At 35.7% G+C, this 15,108-nt stretch carries 14 protein-coding genes and 1 tRNA gene; 10 read left to right on the top strand and 5 right to left on the bottom strand.

Translation table 11 applies throughout. The features are described from left to right. Positions 1–79 precede the first annotated feature (79 nt). Positions 80–1,258, bottom strand: a complete 1,179-nt coding sequence (locus tag IP023_RS09285; protein WP_241789995.1) for an MFS transporter — start codon at positions 1,256–1,258, stop codon at positions 80–82. A gap of 486 nt (positions 1,259–1,744) precedes the next feature. On the opposite strand from IP023_RS09285, the gene IP023_RS09280 reads away from it, so the two are divergent. After that, a complete protein-coding gene (locus IP023_RS09280; protein ID WP_241789994.1) occupies positions 1,745–2,245 on the top strand; it encodes a MepB family protein in 501 nt (166 codons plus the stop codon). Between the two features lie 196 nt (positions 2,246–2,441). Continuing rightward, positions 2,442–2,513: transfer RNA gene (locus tag IP023_RS09275), tRNA-Arg, on the top strand. A 453-nt stretch (positions 2,514–2,966) separates the two neighbouring features. On the opposite strand, the gene IP023_RS09270 is transcribed toward IP023_RS09275, so the two are convergent. After that, complete coding sequence (locus tag IP023_RS09270) at positions 2,967–3,128, bottom strand: hypothetical protein (protein ID WP_241789993.1); 162 nt, start codon at positions 3,126–3,128, stop codon at positions 2,967–2,969. A 135-nt stretch (positions 3,129–3,263) separates the two neighbouring features. Between IP023_RS09270 and IP023_RS09265 the strand changes: the two genes are divergently transcribed. Next, positions 3,264–3,815, top strand: coding sequence for a TetR/AcrR family transcriptional regulator (locus tag IP023_RS09265; protein ID WP_241789992.1), 552 nt, complete (start codon positions 3,264–3,266; stop codon positions 3,813–3,815). A 5-nt stretch (positions 3,816–3,820) separates the two neighbouring features. Beyond that, entirely contained in the window at positions 3,821–5,065 is a 1,245-nt protein-coding gene (gene fabF / locus IP023_RS09260) for a beta-ketoacyl-ACP synthase II (RefSeq protein WP_241789991.1), read from the top strand. Positions 5,066–5,214: 149 nt separating this feature from the next. Here fabF and xpt read toward each other — a convergent pair whose 3' ends face one another. Continuing rightward, entirely contained in the window at positions 5,215–5,787 is a 573-nt protein-coding gene (gene xpt, locus IP023_RS09255) for a xanthine phosphoribosyltransferase (RefSeq protein WP_241789990.1), read from the bottom strand. Positions 5,788–6,346: 559 nt separating this feature from the next. Between xpt and uxaC the strand changes: the two genes are divergently transcribed. The 6 genes from uxaC (at position 6,347) to IP023_RS09220 (ending at position 12,856) form a co-directional block, all read left to right on the top strand. Continuing rightward, a complete protein-coding gene (gene uxaC, locus IP023_RS09250; RefSeq protein WP_241789989.1) occupies positions 6,347–7,762 on the top strand; it encodes a glucuronate isomerase in 1,416 nt (471 codons plus the stop codon). A 76-nt stretch (positions 7,763–7,838) separates the two neighbouring features. Beyond that, on the top strand, positions 7,839–8,294 hold the full coding sequence (locus IP023_RS09245; RefSeq protein ID WP_241789988.1) for a hypothetical protein: 456 nt from the start codon (positions 7,839–7,841) through the stop codon (positions 8,292–8,294). 311 nt (positions 8,295–8,605) lie between these two features. After that, entirely contained in the window at positions 8,606–9,667 is a 1,062-nt protein-coding gene (locus IP023_RS09240) for an aminotransferase class I/II-fold pyridoxal phosphate-dependent enzyme (protein WP_241789987.1), read from the top strand. 190 nt (positions 9,668–9,857) lie between these two features. Further along, positions 9,858–10,151, top strand: coding sequence for an HU family DNA-binding protein (locus IP023_RS09235; RefSeq protein WP_241789986.1), 294 nt, complete (start codon positions 9,858–9,860; stop codon positions 10,149–10,151). 14 nt (positions 10,152–10,165) lie between these two features. After that, a complete protein-coding gene (locus IP023_RS09230) occupies positions 10,166–11,005 on the top strand; it encodes a tetratricopeptide repeat protein (RefSeq protein WP_241789985.1) in 840 nt (279 codons plus the stop codon). Between the two features lie 297 nt (positions 11,006–11,302). Continuing rightward, entirely contained in the window at positions 11,303–12,856 is a 1,554-nt protein-coding gene (locus IP023_RS09220) for an Rne/Rng family ribonuclease (RefSeq protein WP_241789984.1), read from the top strand. Positions 12,857–12,930: 74 nt separating this feature from the next. Here the strand turns inward: IP023_RS09220 and IP023_RS09215 are convergent, their stop codons facing one another. Then, complete coding sequence (locus tag IP023_RS09215; RefSeq protein WP_241789983.1) at positions 12,931–13,368, bottom strand: RrF2 family transcriptional regulator; 438 nt, start codon at positions 13,366–13,368, stop codon at positions 12,931–12,933. Between the two features lie 73 nt (positions 13,369–13,441). Continuing rightward, positions 13,442–15,085, bottom strand: a complete 1,644-nt coding sequence (gene pafA, locus IP023_RS09210) for an alkaline phosphatase PafA (RefSeq protein WP_241789982.1) — start codon at positions 15,083–15,085, stop codon at positions 13,442–13,444. Positions 15,086–15,108 lie beyond the last annotated feature (23 nt).

The following is a 15,108-nucleotide window of genomic DNA, read 5'->3' as shown; positions in this document are numbered from 1 at the left end:
TCTTATGATGCTTTAATAGCTTAAAAAAAGGCGATAACCATTTGATAGTTATCGCCTTTTTTTGCTATTTGATCCCGTATTATTCGTCTCTAAACATTTTTAGTTTGCTGGTCATCACAAACATCATCAATCCAAAGAAAGCAAATACGCCGTACGAGTAGCGCAAGCTAAATAACTCGGCAATATAGCCGATCAATGGAGGCCCCATCAAGAAGCCTAAAAAGCTGATGCTAGAAACCATTGCTAATGCCACACCTGATGGTACTTTTGTGCTCTTACCCGCCAAACTATATACTGTAGGTACATTGCAAGCAACTCCTATACCTACTAGCATAAAGGCAATCGTACATAGCCAAAAGTCTGGGAATATGACCGATCCCATCATTCCTATAAACATCAAAAGACCGCTGCCTTGAAGTGTTCTTTTGCGGCCTATTCTGCTAATAATATAATCACCCACAAATCGACCTGCAGCCATCGTTACCATAAAGGAAGCATATCCTACTATGATTAGATTTTCTGGTGCTTCAACTATTTCTTTGAAATAAACGCCACTCCAGTCAAACATAGCACCTTCTGTAGCCATACTGAAAAAGCCGATAATACCCAATTGTACCAACGATTTTTCGGGTTTAGAGAAGAAAGATGTTTTCTCAGTCTCCTTTGCCTTGCCAGGGACCAAAAATCGGTAGTTGACTAAGGTGTTTATTACGATTAATACGAATATGATGATAAAATGTGTTAAGGTATCTATACCGATATTCATCGTCAATAAGCCGATTAGCGCACCTGTAAAACCAGCAATACTCCATGCACCATGGAAAGAGGACATGATAGATTTTTTGAAGATTCCTTCTGCTGCTACACCCTGTGTGTTAACGGCTATATTGCACATATTACTTGCTATCCCAAAAGCTAATAATACAGCTCCTAATTGTATAGCATTCACTGCAAAAGATATCATGCAAAGCAAGCATGCGTAAATAATAGGCATTATTCGGAGTACTTTTGAACTACCGTATGTGGTTACTAATTTGCCTGATAGAGCCATTGTGGCTAATTGTCCAACAGGAAGCATGAGTAATAATGTACCTAATTGAGCCTCCGTTAGAGCGAGGTTTTCTTTGATGACAGGAATACGACTTGCCCATGAGGCAAAAACTAATCCTTGACAAAAGTAGAATAAAGAAACAGCTATTCTAACTCTGTTTCTTTTGTTGTAAAGTTCTTCTTCAGAGGTGATTGAAGATGTATGCATGATAATAAATTTGAGGGTGCAAAGGTACGTTTTTTTGAGTAATATAATTTATTTTAATGGTATGATTTTCTGTATTTTATGTTAATGATTATTAAATATATAGGATACGCTAATTGTGAATAATTTTTACCTCCTTTTCAAGGCTTACTTTGTGAAGTAATACTGCTGAGTTTTTTTTACGTAAAAAAAACATCTCAATAGACAAGTTAAACACTTAGTATTAGCAGTGGGTCGAAAGTTGTAGTCGATCTGAAGGCATATTATGTTTTTAAGGTGTGACGTGATATAATTGAAATGAAAAAAGTAATTTTAGATTTCTATACATTACAAACAGTAATGTGTCAACCGGAAATATTGCTTATTGGATGCTATACGATTGGATGGCTGAGTGCCAAATAGGAAGTCATTGCTTTATAGTTTGCTTCTGTTGATATTATACCTCCAAAAGCGTTTGCCTAGGTGAAATATTATCTAAAAAATGTATCGATGATTAATGTATTTAATAAAATTGAAAAGCTACTTAGTGTAAATCCTTTATCTAAAGCTTCTAATCTAATGGAAGAGGAAGGAGCAAAGGAGTATTTTGGTGTTAATTTTCAAGTAGATCAGTTGAATTTTAAATTTAGGAAAGCGAAAATTACACCTAAAAAGGTGGGTTTATTCCTTACATTATGGAGGCGGAATTCCGAAAATCGAACGGAATCATTTAAAAAATCTGATAATTTCGATTTTTATATTGTTGCAGTTGAAGAAAATGAAAATCATGGATTCTTTCTTTTTCCAAAAAATGAATTAGCGAAAAGGCAAATTCTTACTACAAATTTGAAAGAAGGAAAACGCGGTTTTCGAGTTTATCCAAATTGGATAAAAACTGAAAGTAGACAAGCGGTAAATACCCAAATTTGGCAAAGTGTATATTTTGTTGATTTAGCTAATGCTAATTACGACAATACTGTACGAATAAAGGAAATATTAGCAAATAGATAATATATTTTGGTTGAATATTAGAATAACGAAACTAACTCAAAAACATAGTGGATTCTTCATCGTGTAAGTAAAATTATCATCTTCTTTTAGATCTTATAAAAGGATTCGATATTGCATCTACTCTATTTTTAAGAAATGGGGGCATATAAATTTGTTAGAATGTTTCGATTATGATACATTTGTTGTATACTGTATTGGCCCCGTAGTTCAACGGATAGAATAGATGTTTCCTAAACATTTGATAGCAGTTCGATTCTGCTCGGGGCTACAAATATTAGACTTTAATTAGTTTATTTTCAATGTGTAACGTCCGTGTGTTGTTGTCGTGATATTATTTTTGCACTTGGATTTTGTACGTTAAGAATATAATCTCCTTTTTTATATATAAGTTTTTAGTATTCTGGTTCAAAATAACAGATTGCCACGTCGTACCTCCTCGCAATGACGAAGGGGCAAAAACGTCGTACCTTCTGGCAATGACGAAAATAATCCACCGTCATTGCGAGTGTCACACTGCGTATATCGAAGTGCAGCGAAGCAATCTGTGACAAACTGGTACAGTCTTAAAATAACAGATTGCCACGTCGTACCTCCTCGCAATGACGAAGGGGCAAAACCGTCGTACCTTCTGGCAATGACGAAAATAATCCACCGTCATTGCGAGTGTCACACTGCGTATATCGAAGTGCAGCGAAGCAATCTGTGACAAACTGGTACAGTCTTAAAATAACAGATTGCCACGTCGTACCTCCTCGCAATGACGAAGGGGCAAAACCGTCGTACCTTCTGGCAATGACGAAAATAATCCACCGTCATTGGGAGTGTCACACTGCGTATATCGAAGTGCAGCGAAGGAATCTCTTACTACGGATCTGTCGTTCATATGGATCCTGCTGAATTATTATGGTCGTAATACGCTATTAGCAATTAGTTATAGATTGGTATCTCTTGGACTCCTACAAATGTAATTTTTTTTAAACAATTTGTCTATCTACTAGTAGGTAGGTATATTTGTGCTATGAATACTAGAGATAAAATTGTTTTACGAGGAGATAACCTAATTCGACGAGTGGGATATAACGCTTTTAGTTTTGGTGATATATCTAAGGAATTGTCGATAAAGAATGCCTCCATTCATTATTATTTCCCTACAAAAAGTGCTTTAGTGATGGCTATTATTCAAAAACATACTTTGCTGCTCGAAAAGTTTAAAGGGTATGTACGAAATGATGAGCCATTAGAAAAGATTAATAAATTTCTTACCGTATATAAGATGGCGAGATTCGGTGGTAGGATTAGTATTCTGGGCGCTTTAGCCAATGATTTTCTCAATTTTGATTTCGATGTACAAACAGAATTGAAAATTCTTACCGATAATACGGTCAATTGGTTGACGGATACGTTGATTGAGGGACAAAAAACTGGCGTTTTCCATTTTAATATTCCCGCTAAGAACAAAGCACTTATTCTAATTACCAATATCCTTGGAGGAGAACAGCTGTCACGTATTACCTACCAAAGCGATTTTCAACAAATAAAAGAAACAATAATTAGTGATTTAATAAAATAAACGAAATGAGAAGAGTTGTAATTACAGGAATTGGAGCATTAACTCCAATAGGAAACAATGTCAATGATTTTTGGGAAGCAGCGAAAGCAGGAAAAAGTGGCGCTGCTCCGATAACTCGTTTTGATGCTTCACTATTCAAAACAAAATTTGGTTGTGAGCTTAAGGATTTTGATGCCTTAGATTTTATCAAAAAAGCTGATGCCCGAAAATATGACCGATATACGCAGTATGCATTAATTGCTGTCGAGGAAGCGGTCAAAAATGCAGGAATTAATTTTGACGATTTAAATAAAAATAGAATCGGTGTAATATGGGGATCTGGAAATGGTGGTATAGAAACTTTTCAGGATCAGGTTAAGGAATTTGTCGAAGGAAATGGCGTGCCTCGATTTAATCCTTTTTTTATTCCTAAAATGATCGTTGATATTGCATCAGGTGTTATTTCTATTCAGTATGGTTTACGCGGTGTCAATTTTACCACCGTATCTGCTTGTGCTACTTCAAATACAGCTATTATAGATGCTTTTAACCATATCAAGTGGAACAAAGCTGATATGATTATTACTGGTGGTTCAGAAGCAGCGATTACAGAAAGTGCTGTCGGTGGTTTTAATGCGGCGCGCGCATTGTCGTTAAATAACGATAATGCCGAAACGGCATCTCGACCTTTTGATATTACGAGAGATGGTTTTGTGATGGGTGAGGGTGCAGGAGCTATAATATTGGAAGAATTGGAATCTGCCAAACGTCGTGGCGCAACTATTCTTGCGGAGGTTGTTGGTGGCGGTATGGCAGCAGACGCTTACCATTTAACAGGAACACATCCTGAAGGTGAAGGTGCTTACCTGGGGATGATGGCGGCACTGGAAGAGGCAGAAATTAAACCCGAAGAAATTGATTATTTGAATGTACATGCCACATCAACACCGCAAGGTGATATCAGTGAGCTGAGAGCTGCTGTACGACTTTTTGGTAAAGATAGTAAGTTGAGTATTAGTGCAACAAAATCTATGACCGGCCATCTATTAGGTGCTGCGGGTGCTGTAGAAGCTATCATATGTATTAAATCAATTATGGAGAATATTATTCCTCCGACGATTAATACAACAGCGATGGAGCCAGAGTTTGATGGTGTTTTTGATATCGTATTTGGCGAAAGTAAAAAGAAAGAAGTGCGCTATGCTATGAATAATACATTTGGATTCGGTGGACATATTGCAACGAGTATTTTCAAAAAATACGAAGAGTAAATCAAAATATGATGTTCTTGAACCCTTTATAATTTGGATTATGAGGTGTTTATGATTTTAATCGTGTTTTGTCCTTATAGGACAAATGAAAAATAATAAATTCAACAAAAAGCGGTTCCCGTATTAGTTAACCGCTTTTTGTTGAATTCTTAATCTTCAAATGTTACTTGATTTAAAGCTAATGTTTTGATACGCGCTAGAGATTCAATTTGAATATCTGTTTTTTGGCGTAGTATATTTCCACCTTCTTGAAATGCCTTTTCAATAATAAAACCCATTCCTAAAATTTGAGCTTTCGCTTCTTTTGCCAATTCAATAATTCCCAAAGCAGCATTGCCATTGGCCAAGAAATCATCAATAAAAAGAACCTTATCCCCTTCTTTTAAAAATTCTTTACTTACACATACATCATATGTGCGATCTTTAGTAAATGAATATACCTGCGCAACAGCCATATTTTCCATGGTTTTTGGTTTTGCTTTTTTCACAAAAACAACGGGCAGCTCCAGTAAATATCCAACCATTATAGCAGGTGCGATACCAGAAGCCTCAATAGTAACGATTTTGGTAATAGGTAAATGTGCAAATCGCTTAACAAATTCTACGGCTACAGATTTCATAAGAATAGGATCCATTTGATGATTAATAAAGCTATCAACCTTTAAAATACCCCCATCTAGACTTTTACCATCACGTAGGATTCTTTCCTTTAACTGTTTCATACTATATTGAATAAAGTGTAAAAATAAGTCTTTATATATAAAATACGGTTTCTTAGCATTTTATTAATTTATAATTAAAGACTTCTTATTGCATCATATCTCCTTTTATATTCTTTAATACGAATATCCTGTTTTACTCTTGGAAAAAAATTATACCTATTCAAAATGCAGGCTATTAAATGTTTTTGATCTTTTATACGCTTTTTGAATAAAATGTAAGGGTTCGTTTTTTGGCTACAAAAAACAATTTTAACAGCCTGATTTTAACGATTAGTTAATTTTTTAAGTATATTACTTAAGTAGAAGTGCACTTCTATTGAGAGATGTTTCCGTTATAATAAGGAAATTATATAACCAATAATAAGGAAAATACATTTAGGCAGATTGTAGTAATATTCAACGACGAACAGCTGCTTCAATATATAGTATATTATAACCGGTATATAGACTGCATAAGTTTGTTTAGTAGCTAAGGTCAATAGTATTTCTTATTGGTGTTCCCTTGTGGAATGTAATCTTCAATTAAAATATTTAATAATCAGAACCATAAATATATAGTATGAAAACATTTATAGACGATAATTTTTTGTTGCATACCCCATTTGCACAAGAATTGTATACTAATTATGCAAAAGATTTACCTATTATAGATTACCACAATCATTTGAGGCCTGAGCAGATAGCTAATGATATTCAATTCGAAAATATCACCCAAGTATGGCTGGAGGGGGATCATTATAAATGGAGGGTAATGCGTGCCAATGGCGTAGATGAAAAATATATAACAGGGGATGCCTCCGACAAAGAGAAGTTTATGAAGTGGGCCGAAACAGTACCCTATATGATGCGTAATCCATTGTACCATTGGACCCATTTAGAATTAAAGCGTTATTTTGGTATTGACGAGCGGTTAAATAGAGATACTGCGGACCGTATATTTGAAATTACTACAGATATGCTCGTTACATCCGAGTACTCCGCACGCAACCTGTTGAAGATGATGAATGTAGAGGTGATATGTACTACCGACGATCCTTTAGATAGCTTGACGTATCATCAGCAATTTGTGAAAGAGAAGGAATCCTTCAAGATGGTGCCTACATACCGTCCCGATAAGGCTATTAATACCGATGATATTGATGCGTTGAATGCGTATATTGATCAGTTGAGTGCTGTTGTAGGGCTGGCTATTGCTACCGCTGACGATTACTTGTATGCGTTGAAGCTACGGCATAATTATTTTGCTGCAAATGGCTGTTCCGTTGCGGATCATGCTTTAGAGTATATGTGCGCAGTAGATTATACCGATGCTGAAATTGAAAGGATTTTCACTAAGATTCGTGCTAATAGTACACTCTCAGCAATAGAAAGTATACAGTTCAAGTCTGCTATGTTGTTTAATTTTGCTATTTGGAATCATGAAAGAGGATGGGTCCAACAATATCATTTGGGAGCTTTACGAAATAACAATACGCGTATGCTGCGCGATATTGGGGCTAATATGGGATATGATTCTGTTGGAGATTTTAGCCAAGCAAAGGCTTTGTCTAGGTTCTTAAATCGATTAGACAGTAGTGGTCAATTAACAAAAACTATAGTGTATAACTTAAATCCTGCAGACAATGAAGTGATAGCCACCATGCTTGGTAATTTTAATGATGGCATCACTGCAGGCAAGATGCAATATGGTGCAGCATGGTGGTTTTCGGATCAAAAGGAGGGAATGACAAAACAGATTAATACGCTTTCAAATATGGGGGTCTTGAGTAGGACAATTGGTATGCTTACGGATTCGCGCTCTATTCTATCATTTCCTAGGCATGAGTATTATAGAAGGATAATGTGTGATATCTTCGGTAAAGATGTCGACAATAAAGAGCTTCCAAATGATATCGAATGGATTGGTAAAATTGTTCAAGATATTAGTTATAATAATGCGAAAGCATATTTCAAGTTTTATCTGGCCAATACATAGCGTATATATAGATAATATATATTTTGTGAAACAATGATGTCTCCTAATTTGTATATTTAGATAAACACAAAAATATATGCGTTTATTATTATTACTAGTCGCAACCTGTAGCTTTTTTTTTGTTAAAGGTCAAGAACTCGGAAAATCCAGTTGGATTGTAGGACCTAGCGTTGCTTATCAATACCAATCGAACAATTTTGTGAAGCTTTCTTTTTGGGGCTTGACAGATTTGGGATATGCTGATTATTTGAAGATAGATGCTGGAGCAGATTTCACGTGGAGCAATAAGAAGATGCATGTTATTCCGGAGTTGGGGCTGACCTATTACCTCAATAGCAGGTTGATTTGGCCTTTTATAAAAGCTGAAGTCACACCGTATACCATCAGCCCAAAGGTGGGGCTTGGGATATTCAATATTATAGAGTTGGGCTTGGGTTATGGATGGTCTTTGAAGGATAAAAAAGAGCTGGGGGCTATCAAAGGGTTTAATTTTTCGTTAGGGTTAAGCTTGCCTTTAAATTATACGTTGTAAACACATGGTCTTTTTTCCTAAAGCAGCAATTATAATTTAGAGCTTTATATTGAACTTCTTTATATAAGAAAATTAAAAATCGGGTAAGATTTATTATACGAAGTCGATAATAGTAGTTTCAAGTTTATTCTTTCTTATCTTAAGTCCAATTTTTTTGCTTTAAAATTTGATTGTACCAGACAGTTAATCAATAAGCTGATGTATAGGTAGATCGTACCTAGATCTATTAGCTAAACTCTTTTTCACTTTAGGTTGTATTCTAATTTATAAAATAAGAGATTTGCTATATCGCAAATACTAGTAAATTATAAATGAACGCATTTCAAAACCTACACCAACCCACGAAGCGTATATTGACAATAGAGGAAAAGGATTATCTTTTTTTTGGTGGCACGGCTTATTTAGGATTACTGGACAATCCACAATATATAGCGCTATTTAAAAAAGGAATAGATAAATATGGCCTTAATAATGGGACTTCGAGATCTAATAATGTGCAGTTGGGCATATATAATGACGCAGAAGAAAAATTGGCCTTAAGGTTTGGTTTCGAGGCTTCGGCCTTGTTTTCTAGTGGTTATTTGGCTGCGCAGGCTACAGTAAGGGCATTGACGGATGGCAGTGAAGTGATCTATGCGCCGGCAAGTCATCCTGCATTATGGATGGATGGCAACCCACAGGTAGAGGAGAGTTTTGAACAATGGGCATTGCGTACTATTAATTATATTAATGACGCCAAGCGGCAAAAGTTTGTAATTGTGTCGAACTGTATTGACAACCTACGCCCCGAAAATTATGATTTTTCTGTATTTGATGCGGTATCCTCTGAGAGGGAAGTATTATTTATTCTCGATGATTCTCATGGATTGGCTGTCGTAAATAAGAATGATGTCTCTTCGAACATCGGCGCCTTAAAAGCAAGACCCAATTTTGAAATAGTTATTATATCTTCTTTGGCAAAAGGCTTAGGTACGGATGCTGGTTTAGTATTGGGCGATTTAAATAATCTTATGAAGATCAAGCAACATCCCATATTTATGGGGGCTTCTCCAGCTTCTCCTGCAGCAATTTATGCTTTAGTAAATAGTGAAGCTATTTATGATGCTGCATTTGAAAGGATGCATGCTAATATTGATTACTTTTCTAGCCATCTCCCTGCAGATTCTGGCTTGAGTCACATTCCTAATTTTCCTGTTTTTAGTTCCAATAATCCTGATTTGTATAGTCATTTGGTAAATAATAATATCCTAATTTCTAGCTTTCCATATCCTTTGGCATCAAGTCCATTGCTCAATCGTATTGTAATATCTGCTTTGCATAGTAAAGGGGATTTAGACTGTCTTCTTGATATTTATGGCTTTAAATGCAAATAAAGGTTTGAAAATCAGTAAAATAGTTGTATTTTTGCAGACTATTTCGAAGGGCTTATTTTACTAATCGTTTGAAAATGAAAAAAATAACTGTTATAAAACAGCTAAAATATTTTTAATCATCATATAAAAACGATAATTTTGCAACCCCAAATAGTAGGTGGAGAAATAAATAATTACAGTATAAATAGATATGACTAAAGCAGAAATTATTGCAGAGATCTCTAACAAAACAGGTTTAGAGAAGGTAGATGTGCAGGAAACAGTTGAAGCGTTCTTCAAAGTTGTTAAAAATGCGATGATCGAGGGAGAAAATGTATATGTAAGAGGTTTCGGAAGTTTTGTAGTTAAGAAAAGAGCAGAAAAAACAGCACGAAATATCTCTAAAAATACAGCAATTATTATCCCGGAGCACTTCGTGCCTAGCTTTAAACCAGCAAAAGTTTTTGTTGAAAAAGTTAAAAATGGTAATAAAGCAAAAAAATAGTTTAAATTCGCCTTATGTTAAAGACCAAACAAATAGTTGTAGTGTTATTAGTACTTGTACTAATAGGCACGTTGTTTGCAAGACCGATAAAGGGTTTGGTAGATAAAGATGATGAAAGTAGCTCTTCTAATACAGCCGAGAATTCCTCTTCGGCGTATAATTTGGAGTCCGTTTCGGAATTATCTAAACAGGGCGTTAATGCTAGTTTATTGCAAGATATCTTTGCTTTAGAAACAAAAGTAGCTAAGGCTGAGGGAGAAGAAAAAATTGCTTTGTATGGTGAATTGGCTAAAAAGTGGGATGATCTCGCAAAACCAATTCCGCAAGGATTTATCTTTCAGGAGATGGCAAAAATTTCTCCTAAATTTGAATACTACTTAAATGCAGGTGATGCTTTCCGTGCTGGATATACCAATCAACAAGATACTGCACTCGCTGCAGAGCTTAACAGATTAGCGATATCTGCGTACGAAGAAGCATTAGCATTGGATGCGAATAGTCTGAAGGCTAAGACAGGCTTAGGTGCTGGCTTAGTAACGGGGTCAAACAATCCAATGTCGGGAATTGCACTATTACGTGAAGTAGTAGCAGCAGAGCCCAAAAACGTAGAAGCTAATAAAACATTAGGTACGTTTTCAATGCAATCTCAACAGTATGATAAAGCGATAGAACGTTTTAAAACTGTCATTGAGGTTCAACCTGATGCGGAAACTTATTTTTATTTAGCTGCTGCATATGTAAAAATCGGACTTAAAAATGAAGCTATTTCTGCTTATCAAAAAAGTAAAGAATTAGCGGCAGACCCGTCCTTATCTCAATATATAGATCGTCAGATCGAAGAGTTGAGTAAATAATTAACAAAATTTATTAACATTATTTAAAAACTTTAAAGCTATGCCAAGCGGAAAAAAAAGAAAAAGACACAAAATGGCTACTCACAAGCGTAAAAAACGTTTAAGAAAAAATAGACACAAGAAAAAATAGTTCTTGTTAGATAGTCTAAAGCCTTTAAAAAGCACAAGACATTATACAATCTATGGCAACAAACCTTGTTTGTCCCGTAGATTGTATTTTTTCATTAAACAAGTTTTATGTTCATTGGGATTATATAATGATGCGCGAGGCATCATTTCCCCTAATTTTAGTAGCTGTTGGTAAAGGAATTAATTATCGATTCAACTCCTGAAAATGGAGTGACTATTGCTTTGCTACAGGATAAGCAACTTGTAGAGTTAAACAAGGAAAAGGCAGGAAATAATTTTGCTGTTGGAGATATCTATCTCGGACGCATCAAAAAAATCATGCCCGGCTTAAATGCAGCATTCGTAGATGTAGGCTATGATAAGGATGCATTTTTGCATTATTTAGACCTTGGACCTCAAGTATTGTCCTTGCTGAAACTAACGCGTGTAGTAAAGAACGGCAGTTATCAAGAGAGCCTGCTCAATAGTTTAAAACTTGAAAAGGATATCGATAAAGCGGGTAAAATTTCGGATGTATTAAGCCGTAATATATTAATACCGGTACAGATAGCAAAAGAACCAATATCAACCAAAGGTCCACGACTAAGCTCTGATTTATCTATAGCTGGTCGCTTTGTAGTATTAGTTCCTTTTTCAAGTTCTGTTTCCATTTCCAAAAAAATCAAAGGTAGCGCAGAACGTAGTCGCCTAAAGAAGATTGTAGAAAGTATAAAACCTGCGAACTTTGGTGTTATTATACGTACTGTCTCGGAAGGTAAAGGAGTTGAAGAACTTCAAAAAGACCTTTTAGATTTGATTGCAAAATGGGAGCTTTTTACCAAACGTCTTAAAAATGCTGAACCTCCACAAAAGGTATTAGGTGAAATGGATAGAGCATCTACTATTTTGCGTGATATATTGACGGATGAGTTTACGCATATTCATGTTAATGATCCTTCTATTTACGAAGAAACAAAATCGTACATACAGGATATCTCTCCAGATCTGGAAAAAATTGTCAAGCTTTATAAACATAAAGAACCGATTTTTGACCATTTTGGCGTTGAAAAACAGATTAAGGCGTCTTTCGGTAGGACGGTTAATTTACAAGGTGGTGCATATTTAGTAATAGAACATACTGAAGCTTTGCACGTCATTGATGTAAATAGTGGTAACCGAATTGCGAGTAAAGAAAATCAAGAAGATAATGCACTTTTAGTAAATAAAGAAGCAGCAAAAGAAATTGCCAGACAATTAAGATTGCGTGACATGGGTGGTATCGTCGTCATTGACTTTATCGATATGCACAAGCCTCAAAATCGAAAAGAGTTGTATTCTTATCTTAAAGATTGTATGAGCGAAGATAGAGCTCGTCATACAATTCTACCGCCAAGCAAGTTTGGCTTGGTTCAAATCACACGTCAGCGTGTGCGTCCAGAGATGAGCGTGGTGACCAATGAAAAGTGTCCTGCTTGTGATGGTACGGGAGAAATTAGATCAAGTATAGTATTGCTTGATGACATTGAAGAGAATTTGAGCTTTATTCTTGAAGAGCAAAATGAAAAAGGAATTACATTGAATGTACATCCTTATATTGACGCCTACATTAAGTCAGGCTTTATCTCAAGAAGACTTAAATGGTTTTTCAAGTATGGCAAGTGGATTAAAGTAAATCCAGTACAGTCATATTACCTTACTGAGTTTCATTTTTTCAATTCGAAAGAAGAGGAAATTAAACTATAAAGATCTTATCTTATATAAAAAAGGCATTACCTCGAAGAAGTAATGCCTTTTTTTGTATACGCTAATTTGGTTATTTAAACCTCTAAATTAAGCTCACTTTCTTTGTTTATTAACGTAGCAATACTCGTGTCATTAAGGATTTGTAACATCGAATTGCGGACATCGGTGAAGGTGTCTCGAATACCACAAACATGCTCCTCTACACATTCGTCACAACGACGGTAGAAGTTCAAACTAACGCATGGTAGCAAGGCAATAGGTCCATCGATCAAACGCATTACCTGCGACAAGAAAATGTCTTCAGGCGCTTTATTTAAGCTATATCCGCCTCCGGCACCTTTTTTGGAATACAAAATACCGGCATTGCGCATTTCCAATAGAATTTGTTCTAGGAATTTTTTTGGAATGCGTTCTTCCTCTGCAATTTTCACAATTTGCATCGGATCTTTACCATAGTTTCTTCCTAAAACCATCAATGCTTTAATGGCGTATTTCGTTTTCTTTGATATCATAAATAATGCTTGTAATACTCAAAAATACAAAATATTCTTAGAGATATTATTTTATACTTTTCTTTATCTTATTCTATTGTCCTAAAACCTCTACAATTGGCTTTCCAATGCTTCCATTTGGCTCCATTACATGCAATAAAGACGCTAAAGTAGGTGCTATGTCTATGTTATAAACTTCGCGGTTACTAACGCCAGGTTTTATGCCCCATCCCATAAATATTAATGGAATATGGGAGTCGTACGATGACCATACACCATGTGTGGTGCCTGTACCACGTGGTGTACCCGAATACCACTGTGGCTCTGCTATTATTTGAATCGACCCACTGTTTTTACGGTTGTAGCCATTTGTTATTTTCTCACGGATAGGAGCCGGTATAAGCATATTTTCGTTTGCTTCTAAGTCAATAACATAGGCTATGCCATCTTGCTTTTTAAGGTTTTTAATAACCACCTTTTTAATATCATCTCGATCCAAATCTAATGAATCAATTAATTTATTATTCAGATGTACTTGATAATTAGCGAATGATATAACTAATTTATCTTGACCAAACTTGGCTTTTAGCTCATTGTTTATCTCACGTTGTATTTGTCTGGTAAAAAGGTAACCACCATTTCCTTTTTGATCGGTATAATACATTGGATTGTACGATGCCGCATGATCTGCAGTTAAGAAAAGGGTGTAGTTGCCTTTTCCCACCGTCTTGTCCAAATAGGTTAAGAAATCGGCTATATCATGATCTAATCTTAGGTAGGTATCTTCAATCTCTACCGACGACAGGGAGTATCTATGACCTACATAATCTGTAGCTGATAAGCTCACACATAGAAAATCCGTGTTATTAGTAGGATTGTTACCTAATTTTTCACTTTCAATAGCACTTTTTGCAAAGTCTAATGTAAAGGTGTTTCCTTGAGGAGTAGTCTTAATAAGTTCGTAGCCGACATCTTTCATGATAGAAGATGTTTGGTGTGGAAATGTAGGTGTTTTTTCCCCAGGCCATTTACCTTCGTAAGGATTATTGTCACTGATACTATTTTTTGCATAGCTTTCAATTGGATACAAAGTATTCCAATCTTGTTTTAAGTATTTCGCAGCAAGGCCTTTTTTATTGAATTTCTCCACCCAGTTAGGTAATTTTTCCATGTAAAAAGTACTGCTAATCCAGTCGCCAGATTTTGCTTCAAACCAATATGCGGCGTCTGCAAAATGTCCCGCAGGCAGAATACCGCCACGGTCTTTAATAGCAATCCCTATTACTTTGGACTGAAAATTAGTACCTAATTTTAGTTCATCTGTTATCGTTGATGATAATAGATTGCGTGGAGATTGTTTTCCTTCCGCTTCTTTGGTGCCTACACCGTCGACGCTATTATCTTCTGTACAATACATGGATTTGCCTGTCGCTTGTACGATCCAGTCATTGCCAGCTATACCATGTATTGAAGGGACAGAGCCTGTGTATACGGAGCTATGTCCAATAGCAGTATAGGTAGGAATATAATTTATTAACGTGTTTTCACATGAAAATCCCTCGCGCAATAATCTTTTGAAGCCATCTTCTCCAAATCGATCAGAGAATCGATATAAATAGTCCCATCTCATTTGGTCTACCATAAGTCCCACCACCAATTTAGGTCTTTCTACTTGGGCAAATAGAGATTGGCTTAGTGCGATTAGGGCTATTGTTGCACCCATTAGATATTTTCTCATAATATTTAGTACTTATATTATCA

The sequence above is a fragment of the Sphingobacterium rhinopitheci genome, assembly GCF_022627575.1.
Lineage (GTDB): Bacteria > Bacteroidota > Bacteroidia > Sphingobacteriales > Sphingobacteriaceae > Sphingobacterium > Sphingobacterium rhinopitheci.
The sequence above is the reverse complement of the archived record's forward strand: the minus strand, read 5'-3'. Positions and strand labels throughout refer to the sequence as shown.